This window comes from Psychrobacter sp. TPE 89C, from assembly GCF_055522395.1.
In genome coordinates this window covers 14,538-27,255 of record NZ_JBVFXW010000039.1, presented here as the reverse complement: position 1 = coordinate 27,255, position 12,718 = coordinate 14,538, and the positions used below count along the sequence as shown (strand labels likewise).

The 12,718-nt window shown below is 40.0% G+C and carries 11 protein-coding genes and 1 pseudogene; 7 read left to right on the top strand and 5 right to left on the bottom strand.

Translation table 11 applies throughout. The features are described 5' to 3' along the window. Nucleotides 1–249: 249 nt before the first annotated feature. Nucleotides 250–717 (top strand): hypothetical protein, encoded by a 468-nt coding sequence (locus ACZW67_RS11295; protein ID WP_465183324.1) that lies wholly within the window; start codon nt 250–252, stop codon nt 715–717. Between the two features lie 184 nt (nt 718–901). Beyond that, nucleotides 902–1,649 (top strand): annotated as a pseudogene (locus ACZW67_RS11290) (IS5 family transposase). Nucleotides 1,650–1,802: 153 nt separating this feature from the next. On the opposite strand, the gene ACZW67_RS11285 reads toward ACZW67_RS11290, so the two are convergent. From ACZW67_RS11285 to ACZW67_RS11275, 3 genes are all read right to left on the bottom strand, one after another. Continuing rightward, on the bottom strand, nt 1,803–2,564 hold the full coding sequence (locus ACZW67_RS11285; RefSeq protein ID WP_465183323.1) for a hypothetical protein: 762 nt from the start codon (nt 2,562–2,564) through the stop codon (nt 1,803–1,805). A gap of 253 nt (nt 2,565–2,817) precedes the next feature. Beyond that, nucleotides 2,818–2,949 carry a pirin-like C-terminal cupin domain-containing protein gene (locus ACZW67_RS11280; protein WP_465183322.1) on the bottom strand — a complete coding sequence of 44 codons (132 nt, stop codon included), beginning with the start codon at nt 2,947–2,949 and terminating at the stop codon, nt 2,818–2,820. 23 nt (nt 2,950–2,972) lie between these two features. After that, the gene (locus tag ACZW67_RS11275) at nt 2,973–3,233 is read right to left on the bottom strand and encodes a DUF1289 domain-containing protein (protein WP_465183321.1); all 261 of its coding nucleotides are present in this window, start codon (nt 3,231–3,233) and stop codon (nt 2,973–2,975) included. A gap of 198 nt (nt 3,234–3,431) precedes the next feature. Between ACZW67_RS11275 and ACZW67_RS11270 the strand changes: the two genes are divergently transcribed. From ACZW67_RS11270 to ACZW67_RS11260, 3 genes are all read left to right on the top strand, one after another. Continuing rightward, on the top strand, nt 3,432–4,058 hold the full coding sequence (locus tag ACZW67_RS11270) for a YqiA/YcfP family alpha/beta fold hydrolase (RefSeq protein WP_465183320.1): 627 nt from the start codon (nt 3,432–3,434) through the stop codon (nt 4,056–4,058). A 127-nt stretch (nt 4,059–4,185) separates the two neighbouring features. Next, nucleotides 4,186–6,072 (top strand): DNA topoisomerase IV subunit B, encoded by a 1,887-nt coding sequence (parE, locus tag ACZW67_RS11265; RefSeq protein WP_465183319.1) that lies wholly within the window; start codon nt 4,186–4,188, stop codon nt 6,070–6,072. A 165-nt stretch (nt 6,073–6,237) separates the two neighbouring features. After that, nucleotides 6,238–6,927 (top strand): lysophospholipid acyltransferase family protein, encoded by a 690-nt coding sequence (locus tag ACZW67_RS11260; protein WP_465183318.1) that lies wholly within the window; start codon nt 6,238–6,240, stop codon nt 6,925–6,927. Between the two features lie 115 nt (nt 6,928–7,042). On the opposite strand, the gene ACZW67_RS11255 is transcribed toward ACZW67_RS11260, so the two are convergent. After that, complete coding sequence (locus tag ACZW67_RS11255; protein WP_110924405.1) at nt 7,043–7,711, bottom strand: SDR family NAD(P)-dependent oxidoreductase; 669 nt, start codon at nt 7,709–7,711, stop codon at nt 7,043–7,045. Nucleotides 7,712–8,038: 327 nt separating this feature from the next. Between ACZW67_RS11255 and ACZW67_RS11250 the strand changes: the two genes are divergently transcribed. Further along, nucleotides 8,039–9,502: a hypothetical protein gene (locus ACZW67_RS11250; RefSeq protein ID WP_465183317.1), complete on the top strand. Its 1,464-nt coding sequence runs from the start codon at nt 8,039–8,041 to the stop codon at nt 9,500–9,502. A gap of 124 nt (nt 9,503–9,626) precedes the next feature. Here ACZW67_RS11250 and ACZW67_RS11245 read toward each other — a convergent pair whose 3' ends face one another. After that, the gene (locus ACZW67_RS11245; protein WP_465183316.1) at nt 9,627–11,297 is read right to left on the bottom strand and encodes a mechanosensitive ion channel; all 1,671 of its coding nucleotides are present in this window, start codon (nt 11,295–11,297) and stop codon (nt 9,627–9,629) included. A 461-nt stretch (nt 11,298–11,758) separates the two neighbouring features. Here ACZW67_RS11245 and ACZW67_RS11240 point away from each other — a divergent pair, with 461 nt between their 5' ends. Then, nucleotides 11,759–12,490 (top strand): FKBP-type peptidyl-prolyl cis-trans isomerase, encoded by a 732-nt coding sequence (locus tag ACZW67_RS11240; RefSeq protein WP_465183315.1) that lies wholly within the window; start codon nt 11,759–11,761, stop codon nt 12,488–12,490. The last annotated feature ends 228 nt before the right edge of the window (nt 12,491–12,718 follow it).

Genomic DNA, 12,718 nt, shown 5'->3' with positions numbered 1-12,718 from the left:
AGTGTGGATTCGTCCATGTGAGAGTAGGTCATCGTCAGCTCTCTATTCTAGATAAACCCCCTTTGACTTATGTCAGAGGGGGTTTTCTTTTGCCTGGGGGTTTTCATAGATAATACTTAATCACTGTTAAAAGGTATGAAGGAGTGCACGTCATTGCTTTTATTGCTATATTACTTGTTCTTAATATTGCATAAATCAATGTACCAAGGGCGATATTCAATAATTATTAGCAAGGTTTTAGGATAAACAATGAATTTTGAACCCGCTGTAGTAAGTGCAATAACCGCTTTGGTAGCAATTATAGTAGGGCCACTAGTAAGCATTTGTATTGCTAAAAATCAAATTAATGCTTCTGTAGTTTCATCTAATCGTCAAGTATGGATAAATCGTCTGCGCGATGACTTAGCTACTTTAGTAGCTATTATTCATCACATGCCATCCGCTCATGCTAATGAATCAGTTTCAACCAAAGATGCAATTTCCGATTACGGTAAGTTTGTAGAAAAGTTTCAGGTTATAAAGCTCCTTATCAATCCGAATGAAGCTGATCACCAAAAGCTAGTTAAGTTAATAGAGTGCGCTGATAAAAAAATGATTGAGTCAATCAATAAAAAAATAGCTGTGGCCAGTGAATTTGAAACTATTGGTCAAAATATAGTGACACAATCTCAAATTGTTTTAAAAAAAGAATGGGAACGAGTCAAAAATGGTCAGTAGTACATATCCAAATCTTGTCAACATTTTAGAATTTACTTTAAAAGAGTCTATCCATTACTGGTTGCTTAAATAAATAAGAAATTTATATATTTTTTACAAACTACTAGGGCGTGTCATCAATTAGCGGAGATATTTCAGAACAGGCTATACTTAGATCATATTTAGGAATCTGAGATTGGACGCTATGACAAGACGACATTCCCTACGAGATGACCAATGGGAGCGAATTAAAAAACTTCTGCCAGGCCAACCAAATGACGTTGGTGTTACTGCAAAGGATAACCGATTATTCGTAGAAGCCGTCTTGTACCGCTATAAGACAGGCGTACCTTGGCGTGATCTACCTGAACGTTTTGGCGACTTTAGAGTGATTTATACTCGTTTTAGCCGATGGTCACAAAAAGGCGTATGGGAACAGGTATTTAATCAGCTCTCTGACAAACCGATGATGAATATGCCATGCTAGATGCCACTATTGTTAAAGCTCATCAGCGACGTGCTGGAAAAAAAGGGATCAAGCCATTGGGCGAAGCCGAGGTGGACTAACGACTAAAATACATACCCGTACAGATGCGCTAGGTAATCCTACGGGTTTTTATTTAACAGATGGGTCAGCTCATGACCTGTGTGGCTCAGATGAATTGCTCGATGTCAGTATTAGCCAAACTTGGCTTGCCGGTAAAGCTTACGATGCTGATACCTGTGTCATTGAACGTATTAAAGCAGTACAAGGCAAGGCAGTCATACCTTCCAAGTGTCACCGACTGCAACCAAGAGATTTCGATAAAGAGCTTTACAAAGCACGGCATTTGATCGAGAACTTCTTTGCCAAAATTAAGCAATACCGTTCGATTGCCATTCGTTATGATAAGTTAGCCAGTCATTTCCTCAGTGCGGTTCATCTGGTTTCTTGCGTTGTTTGGCTTAATTGATGACACGCCCTAGTTAAATTGAGTTCAATAATTTCTATCCAATATGAACATAGATGTTGTTAGACCTCTCACATAAGTTATCACTAGCCTATTTAGCTATGTTAACGAAAGTGGAGGTCAATGGAATATTACTTTCACAAGAGGTCTATCGGATCAATTTATTCCAAGCTCTTTTATATCATTTGAGATGGTTTTTTGAGATACACCTAGATAATTAGCAATTTGACTTTGAGTCATTTTTTGAAGTCGTAATTGCTCAACTTGTGCTTGCCTTTGAATTTTCAAGTCTGTAGTTTCTATCATAGTTTTAGAATTCTGATTTATACCATTTGCGTTATGTTTTTCAATTATAATTCGATTACCTTCTAAGTCTTCGGCAGTCAATTGATAACCATGCTGACTTGAGTTGATCGAAACATTAGCTAATCGTCCATCCTGCACAGCTTGTAAGCTTTGGTAAATATCTGCTGGAATACTTACATTGTGTGGCACTGGAAAAGTATTTGGTAATTGTTCGATAAATGGTGTTGATGGAAGTGTTAAATCTTTATTATTTGATTGTCGTAACATACCTGTGTCCTCAATAGTAATAGGTAAAAACTTTTGAAACTCAATATTGCAAAGTAAAGTTATATAGTTTGCTACGTTACAAGCGCAGTATAGAAGCTGTGTTTGTCCATAGTTTTGTGGCTGATAATACACAATATTAGACTGTTTGTTGATAATTGAGATGATTATGTCTATAGGTTCTGGTATTGTCCCCCAAGGAACTATTGGGTAATAAACTAGGCGTAGTAATCCTTTCGTATCTTTAAGGAAATGGACTGGCAATATCTGTCCATTTGATAAAAGAATATATGTGTAGTAATAATTCCCATCTACTGGAGATGCATAGTAAGCCTGTGTAGTATACATTTTATATTCATTAGTAATTTCTATACTTACTAGTATGTTCAATTTGTAAGTACATGTCAATATACTTTATCTATGTTCTACTATCGGCCTGAATGCTTCCAACGCTGCTTACTCGTAATATCTTGTTATGATTGACGCTCAGAACGACTTCGCAAGCATTCAAAGCAATATTCTTTCCCATAAAAAAAGCCCGTATTAGCAAACTAGTACGGGCTTTGATATTTAATAAGCTAAGCTAGCACTTAGCTAACTATTAAGTACCTTCACCAAACTTACCAATTTGAAAGTTATTGGCTGCTTGCATGATTTCTTGCTGACGATTCATTACAAATGAATCGTATTGAATAATCGGTTCGCGCAATGCTCGTCCTGTAATTAAGATCATTTTGATATCTTCTTAACTATCGCCTAAAACAGCTCACCCATCTCAACGTCTCCCTCAAAATCAAAGCCTAACTGCTCATCTTTTCGCTGTCTCATCTGCTCGATACGCAGCTTGCGTCCTGCGATAAGCCTTAGCACCTCGCGCTGCTGCTCTGTTGTCATATCATGCCATCGTTGGCGTTCCGTTCGACTGCGCAGGCAACCAAAGCAATAGCCTTTTTTATTACTTTGACATACACCAATGCATGGATTGGCAATCTCGAACAGTTCAAACTGCTGATTCATGGCGACTCCATTGCTATTACCGTTATTCCTTTAACTTGCCTAATTTATTGTCTAGCCTCATTGTAAAAGATTATTATGTCGCAAATGCTGAATAATAGTGTGCCATTTTATTGTTATAATTTTTGTTTAGCGGGTGCTATGCTTAGCTTTAATGGCTACATAAGATAATCATAACAAAATTAATAAGTGAGATTGTAAGTGAACATTATTTATATTCATGGACTAGACAGTGATGCCAATTCTACTAAAGGAGTACTGTTAGAAAAATATTGTCAGCAGTATCATCCTGATATCAGCGTATATCGCCCTGATCTGAATAGTGCTCCTGAGCAAGTTTTTGAGCACCTAGTCAAGTTGGTAACTCAATTAAATAGAGATGCTGAAACGGTACTGATAGGTAGCTCGTTAGGTGGCTACTTTTCTACTCTAGTGAGTAATCATATAGGTTGTGCTGCTTTGTTATTAAACCCCAGTATTCAGCCACACGTTACTTTGCAGCGGTTCTCTAAAGATTCGACTTTAAATAATGGTACTAAAGATTATGATTTAAGAGGAAATGTTGTCCACTCGACAGCTGGTGGCTGGGATATTACCAAGGCAGATTTGCAATGGTTTGAAGTGCATCAACTATCAGCCGTTAATTATCCTAATAAGATTTCGGTACTTATTAAAGAAGGCGATGAGCTGCTAAACCCTGAGATGTCCAAGCAATTTTATGAAGAGCAGGGCGCGATGGTAACGGTACAAGCTGGTGGTGATCATCGGTTTAGTGATTTTGGTGAGCAATTACCAGTGGTGATTGATACGTTAAAGCAATTGCTATAGGCTCAAATTAAACTTAAATAGACGACATTATCTGACGTGAGCGACTTACTATTGACGTTACTGTCGCTATTTTTCGTTATAATGGCTTAATAGAATTAATCGCACATGAATAATTAAGGATGCATTTGTGAGTCAATATAATGCGCAATCGTTAGAAGTTTTAGAAGGACTTGAGCCAGTACGCCGTCGCCCAGGGATGTATACCGATACCACGCGCCCTAACCATTTGGCACAAGAGGTCATCGATAACTCAGTTGATGAAGCATTGGCTGGTCATGCAAAGACCATCAAAGTTCAGTTGTATAGTGATGGGTCGTTGTCCGTTGAAGATGATGGTCGCGGTATGCCGACCGATATCCATCCAGAGTTTAATCAATCAGGTATTGAGCTAATTTTAACCCGTTTACATGCCGGTGGTAAATTTTCGACCTCTAATTATGAGGTTTCAGGCGGCCTACATGGCGTGGGTATATCTGTCGTCAATGCCCTATCAACACGGGTCGAGGTCACGGTATGGCGTGATAGCACACAGTTTGATATGGCGTTTGAAAATGGTGCGCCAGTAACGCCTTTGACTGAAGCCGTCAGCTCAAACAAGCGTAAGCGCGGTACCAAAGTACACTTTTGGGCCGATGGTAGTTTCTTTGATTCACCGAAATTCAATGTCAAACAGCTCAAGCATAACTTGAAAGCTAAGGCAGTTTTGGCCGCTGGGCTAACGATTGAGTTCACCGATGAGATCAATAATGAAAAGGTGGTTTGGCAGTTCACTGATGGGGTGGTTGAGTATTTAAATGAGCAACTAGACGGTCTTGAGACCTTGCCTGAAGCACCTTTCTATTATAACTATGAGGCAAAAAGTGGCGAGCGAGCAGGTATTACTTTTGCGTTGTCTTGGTTGCCTGATGGTGGGACACCGATTCAAGAAAGCTATGTGAACCTGATTCCGACGGCTCAGGGTGGTACGCACGTCAATGGTTTGCGCACGGGTATCTTAGAGGCATTGCGCGAGTTTTGTGACATTCATAATTTGCTGCCGCGCAGTGTGAAGTTGACCGCAGAAGATGTGTGGGATGGCGTGAACTATATCCTGTCTCTTAAGTTTTCTGAGCCACAGTTCTCTGGTCAAACCAAAGAACGTTTATCTAGTCGTGAGGCTGCTGGAGCGGTACAGACATTGGCAAAAGACGCCTTTAGTCTGTGGTTAAATCAAAATGCGGATATGGGTACGCAAATTGCTGAACTGGCGATCAATAAAGCAGGCCGTCGTCTAAAATCTGCCAAAAAAGTCGCGCGGAAGAAAATCACTCAGGGGCCAGCATTGCCTGGTAAATTGGCAGATTGCCGAGGTGATCTGCGTGATGGCGCTGAGCTGTTCTTAGTAGAGGGAGACTCTGCTGGTGGTAGTGCCAAGCAAGCACGAGACCGTCATTATCAAGCGATATTACCGCTGCGTGGTAAAATTCTAAATACATGGGAAGTGTCATCAGATACGGTACTATCAAGCCAAGAGATTCATGATATCGCCATCGCTATCGGTGTCGATCCTGCCTCGGATGATTTGTCTGAGCTGCGTTACGACAAGATATGTATCTTAGCGGATGCGGATTCTGATGGTTTGCACATTGCGACGCTGATCTGTGCTTTGTTTGTGAAGCATTTCCCTGCGCTGGTGGATGCCGGTCATTTGTTTGTGGCCATGCCGCCTTTGTACCGAGTTGATGTAGGCAAAGAGGTTCACTATGCGTTAGATGAGCCTGAGCTTGAGCATATTTTGGCCAATGTACCGGGCAACAAAAAAGCTCAGATTACTCGTTTTAAGGGTTTGGGTGAGATGAGTGCAGAGCAGTTGCGTGAAACAACTATGAACCGTGATACTCGACGTCTGGTGCAATTGGATATGGATGATATGGTGCTTACTAATAGTGTCATGGATATGTTGCTTGCGAAAAAACGCGCATCTGATCGCAAGTCATGGCTTGAGAACAAAGGCAATTTGGCTAACATTCCATAAATGCCTTTGTTAGCTTGCTCGTTATAATCGTACTTATTTATAGACATCTCATTAATGCTAATTCATAAATAGAGGGTTTGTTAAGCAATAAAAGCTTATAAAACGCAACTTAGTCGCATAAGCTTAATGCTATTATATAAGTATCTTTTATTATATGGTGCCATCATGACATCAAAGTTTTCTCATCGTTCTAAAGCTTCTTCGTCTAAGCGATCTAAAATTTTACCCAAGCTCAGTAGAGCGCAGCTCGGTGACTTAGTTCCAAGACGTGGTAATAAAATTGCACCTTTCATTGCGTCAACCATGCTAAAAGCATCGGGATGGACTACCGTTGGTGAGATACCAAATATCTCGCAGGCGGTGGTATTAGCGCTACCGCATACTTCTAATGTCGATGGTGTGTATGCGATACCCAGTCTATTTGCGCTAGACTTGCAAATTAGTATTATGGGTAAGCACACTTTATTTAAAGTACCAGTCCTTGCGCAACTACTACGCTGGATGGGCATTATCCCTATTGATCGTAGCAACAAGGGTTCGGTGCTGCAATCAAGTATTGATAAATTCAAAACGGGTGAGCCACTGTTTTTAGGATTGTCACCAGAGGGTACGCGCCAATACACTGAGAGTTGGAAAACAGGGTTTTATTATTTAGCATTGGGTGCTGGTGTGCCGATTTTACCAGTCGCTATGGATTACAATACCAAGGAGATACGCTTTATGTCTCTGGTCTATCCTAGTGGTGATATCGATGCTGACTTGCCAAAAATCTACGAGCAATATGAAGGCGTGATTCCAAGATATCCTGAGCGTCTATCACAGCCTCTACAAGACGTGAATGACTCAGCTAATTAAAAGGCTTTAAAGTAGTTATTATAATAGCCTTTATTTAAAATCCCCCTGATATACATATATCAGGGGGATTTTCTCTGTAAACATTAAGAGTGTTTTCTAATATTTCTTAATTGGTTTAATTTGTGAAGGTGCTAACCCCGCCATCGACAGGTAAGTTCAAACCCGTAATAATAGCCGCATCATCGCTGGCGAGAAACATCACAGCCGCTGTCACGTCGAAAGGAGTGGCTGTTTTTCCCAGTGGAGAGTGAGTAACGAATGGGTTTGAACTGACATCTGTTGTGACGAACCCAGCAGTGACCGCATTGATACGCACGTTATTTGGTATATTTTCTAATGCCAGTTTTTTGGTAAGTTCAGTCAACTTACTTTGTTCCGCTTTATACGTGTCAATACTCCAGTCTGCTGATAGATCAGTCAGTGCTGATATATTAACGATATTACCTTTTGTTTTTATTAGCTCTGGAATGACTGACTGATGAATGCCGACAGCAGTGTCTATATTGACCATGACATCAATATGATTATACTTCTCGAGTACATGCTCTACTAATCTTGCCGTTTGGGTTGGATCGTTGATATCACTGGTCACGGTAAGGTGGTTACCTGTGTTGATCCATGTGTGGTCTTGTGGCAGATCTTCGTAGATGTATCCTAAGATATCAGAATTAATACCAACAATGATACAGTTGGCTCCTTCTTGTGCGAATCGCAGCGCGGTTGCCCGACCGATATCTGAATCTGCGCCTGTTATGATGACGGTCTTTTCTTTAAAGCGCTTCATATTGTTCAATCCTTGTTATTATATGAGAATGATTAAATAAGTTTGACGAATGTATGGCCTGTCCACTATAAAGTCATTAAGTCGCTGAACTGGCTAACCTTAATAATATAGCGCTTGTGCTATGTTTTCTTATATCAGTATTATTTTGACTCTATAAGATAGGTATTCTCTAAGGCAGTCTATATATACAAATTCGTGTATAAGTGATGCTACTTTGCTATCATCATAACAATTCAGCACTGTGAAAGCGACTGTGTTTCATCGTGCTAATCAGCAAAAATAACATACCATACAATATAGCCATTCAATAATAAAAGGTCAGAACTTGTGTCCCATTCGATTACGACAATGCCCGACTGGGGCTATCTTACTACCGAGCTGGTCTGTTACTTACAAGCAGATGCTACCGCAGTCGCTTTAGCTGGCATGCATATGATTGAGCATGACTATAATGCTCAGTATATCGCTCGTCACTATCAATATCAGTTGCCACTTGGCAAGCTACAGCTGCTTGAGCTAACCTTATACTTACCATTTGATACGGGATCAGCTAATATTGAGGCTATACGTATGATCGCAGTAAAGTCTGCGCTTGCATGGTACAAAGCATCACTGTCTCAAGATGAAGATAATAATGCAGTCGGTTATGAGGCTTTGATCTTCGATATTCAACTTGTGGGAGGTGATAGCTCTGCACAAAACGATAAAGATAGTGAAAAATATAACGCCCTACAGCGACTGAAACACAGTTTTGGTGCGCGTTATTTTTTAGAAGACCTAGTGGTAGATATGAGTGAAGGTCAGCAGCAGCTACAAGTATTTAGCTGGGATGATTGGTACTCGATAGCGGCAGCGGTACGCACACCATCTGAGTTATGGCGTTTTTTGTCGTATCATCTAGAGCAGCTACAGCATTCGGCCACGAGTCATATACCAAGCTTTGAATCAGAAGATTTATTGGTTGAGAAGTTCTTACAAAGTCCAGGTTTATTTAATTCTGCTATTGCAGTTGATAATGCACTCATCAAAAACGAGGCACAGGATGAGCCTAATTCAGCACTTGTAGCTATAACGCTCGCATACAAAAACCAAAGTACAACTGCGCTGATGTATCATCAGCATATGCTGCAAGCAGCAACACTATGGTCTCAGCTAAGTATGCAAATGATAGAGACGTATAGTGAAAAGCAAACAATTAATAATGATGATCAGTTAGACGTACCGCTTGTTTACTGGCAGCAACAACTGCTAGGTGAATCTCTGTTTTCACGTCACGAACTTATCCGCACGCTATATAGACATCCCAAACAAAGCGCCTCGTTGCAGAAGGATGGCTATGTCGTACACCAACATTCTTATGAGAGTTTGGGTCGACATTATGTACTGGTGTTTTATGGTCAGGAGGCTACAGGACATAATAGCAAAGCGGCTGTTCAACCGAAGTTGGCACAGATTGCAAAAGATGTTGCTACACGTTTACCAATAATTGAGCTTCATCATATCATTGTGTTGGGCATTGATTTTATCACCGAGGCTGATGAGACCTTTATCGATATTGATCTATGGATTCAGCCAGTCGATACCATGACTCAACGTGAACGTCAGCTAACCAAGCAATTGCAACGTCTCAAGCATCAAGATATTCAGCATCAGAATAGTAGCTCACAGCCAGATCAACAAACAGCTTCAAATACAGCACCAGCAAATAAAGATTCTAAAAAAGATGGTCAAGGGGATAGGCGACCTCAAGTACACTTAAACCTTTCCATTCCTGCGCGAAAAGATAAGTAATAAATTAAGCTCTCTACTATGTAACAGGTGATGAGCAATACAATCCACAAGTGACTGTATTAAGCGCCATAAAAAAAGACAGCCTAGGCTGTCTTTTTTACATTTGAAAATTCAGAATAACTATTTATTTATTGTTGATATCGTCATTTAGACCGCTACCAGGCAGTAATACGTTGCCGTCATTATTGATGTCATCAGTATTAACAGGAGTCGTATTCACTACATCTGTACGTAAATCGTCAGTTGACGTGGTTGTAGCCGCAGGCGTGTTTTCACGCACTGAATCAGCCACTTTTTCTTGAGTTGACGTCTCTGGCTGAAGCGCAGATTTTGCTTTGGCTTCGGTACGCTCATGATCCATCTTGTCTTGCATCTTACGTAGGAAGCGTGCTGCTGCTTCTTGACCACCAAGACCGAATGATAGGGCAAAAGCAACGGCTACTGCACCTAATGTTAGACCAAATGCTAGATTAACGATTGAATCTGCAATACCCATCGCTTTTAGACCCATGGCTAGTACTAAGCCCATGATCAATACACGTACGATATTTGCTAGGAATTGTGAACCTTGCTCAGAGCGCTCAACCACACCTGCAATAATGTTAGCAAGCCAAAACCCGATGAATAGGATAATAGCACCAAGGATGATATTAGCACCAAAGGCAATGAACATTGTGATGATAGCTGAAATAGGCTCAAAGCCTAATAAGTCAGCAGCGGCAATGGCAGCAAACAACATGGCAAAGAAGACAATCGCATAACCAACTAGGTCAGATACTTTCTTATCGCCCATGGTGTCTTGCAAGCCGACTTTAGCTGGCAACTGGTTGATTTGAGTGTTTTCGATAAGGCCTTTAATGATGTTGGCAACCATGCGAATTACATAGAAAGTTACCACTAAAATGGCGACTGCCATAAAGATATTTGGCAGTGCTTCCATGATTTTATTTAGCATATTCGTCGCAGGACGAGCAATAACTTCGATCTTTAAAGCATTTAGTGCTGCAATAATAGTTGGAATGATAACCACTAAAAATGCTAATGAACCAGCAATGTTAGGTAGGCTGTTTTTTTCGCTTAAGCCTGCTTTTGAAGCCAGTTCCTGTACATTGAAAGTAGATACAAGGTTGGTTACGATGCCACGTACTACTTTAGCAATGATATAACCGACGACAAAGACTACAGCTGCAATTAAGATATTAGGAATAAAGCTGAAGATTTTATCAACCATATTGGTTAGTGGTGCGAATAAACCATCAAGCTGTAATTGACCAAGTACCATAGTCAATACAATTAATAAGATGAACCAATAAACCATATCAGCGATAGTGCTGCTCATTGGTTTTACACCAGCTTGAGCACTTAGGCGCTCGTCCATTGACGTTTTAGACAATGCCGCATTGATGGCTGTACGCACAACAGTAGCCACAACCCAACCAATAACACCGACAGCGATAGCACCGATGAGGTTAGGAATAAATGCCAACACTTGATTGATCATATTTGCGAACGGTGTCGAAATTGAGTTCAAATTCAATTGGTTCAGCGCTCCAGAAATCGCGATGATAAAGATAAACCAAAATACGATTTTGGAAATAATACCTTCCAAATCGTAGGTTTTACCTGTTGAAGAACTCATGCGTTGGTTAAGATTAATCTTAGATAGTACATTACGAACTAGGGCTGCAATACCAAGTGCAACCAACCAGCCAATGATAAATATTAAAATGGCACCGATAATGGAGCCGATAGGCCCACCAAGATAACCGTTGAAAGATGTGTACATTGGATTCATTTGATCCTCCTTGAATCATCATACAGAGGCTGCTAAACAATATCGTCAATGTGGCTGATATCGAATGTGACCAATACATAATGGTTATAATAAATAGTATTTTCCAGAATAAGCTATAGAGTGATATTCTAATTTTCGAGTCGTTAGTCTTATCAAAAAATGTCTGTGTACTTTGTATTTATAACTTTATTGCTGATATTTAGATATCTTTGATAGGGTAAACACTTGACTATTTATCACCTTAACTGGTTCAGCTTAGCTGATGTGTCAGTAGATTTAAAGACAGAAAGCTTAACCTGTTACTATATTTGTGTGATAACTTGTTATTATATATATAAATATTAACACATACTGTACACTCGTCCGATAATTTTATTCCAAACATGGCTCCTAAAACTAAGATTTGCTATTATAGAACCATGTGACATCTCGCCACTATTCTTACAATTTGAGAGTACTTTATGAAAAAAATCACTACTTTAAGCGTTAGTGCACTTGCTAGTGCTATGTTGTTAGTAACAGGCTGTAGCACAAATAATGGTAACCAAGAAACGGCTGCTCAGAGTGTTTCAATTACCGAACAAAGTTCAGCAAGCGAAAAGGTCGGTTACAGCTTAGGATATATGATGGCTGAAGGAAATAAAGAAGCGGTCGGCGATCTGAATCTTGATACTTTTGAAAAAGGCTTCCGTGATGGTTATGAAGGTACTGATTCAGCATTGACTCAAGAGCAAATGCAAGAAGTATTGACGACGTATCAAAAAGAGCAAGAAGAAAAGTTCGTCAAAGAGATGGAAACAAAAGCTGGAGACAACAAAGCTAAAGGTGCTGCGTTCTTGGTAGAGAATGCTAAAAAAGAAGGTGTAAAACAAACTGCGTCTGGCCTACAGTATAAAGTAGTAACCGAAGGTACTGGTAAATCACCAAAAGCAACTGACGTGGTTGAAGTGAACTACGAAGGTAAATTGATTGATGGCACTGTATTCGATAGCTCTTATGAGCGTGGTGAGCCAATTGAGTTCCCACTAAATCAAGTTATCGCTGGCTGGACAGAAGGTCTACAGTTGATGAAAGAAGGCGGAAAATATGAGTTCTATATCCCGTCAGATATCGCTTATGGCGAAGCTGGTAATGCAGGCATCGAGCCTAACAGCACGCTAGTATTTACTGTTGAATTGTTATCAGTGAAATAATGAGTATTAGGGCGTGTCTTCAATTCAATCGATAGTTATCTAAATGGGTTAAAAATGGCTAAATCTTGCCAAACGGCGTCAAATAGCTAACTAATATCTCGATATTATCTGCGCTATTTTCCTTGTTTGACTGCAATTTATCTCATTTTTATCACCATTTTTATCACCATTTTTAAAATGAGGATATGCCCTAGTAATTATTTAGTGTTAGTACTTACTAATCATAAT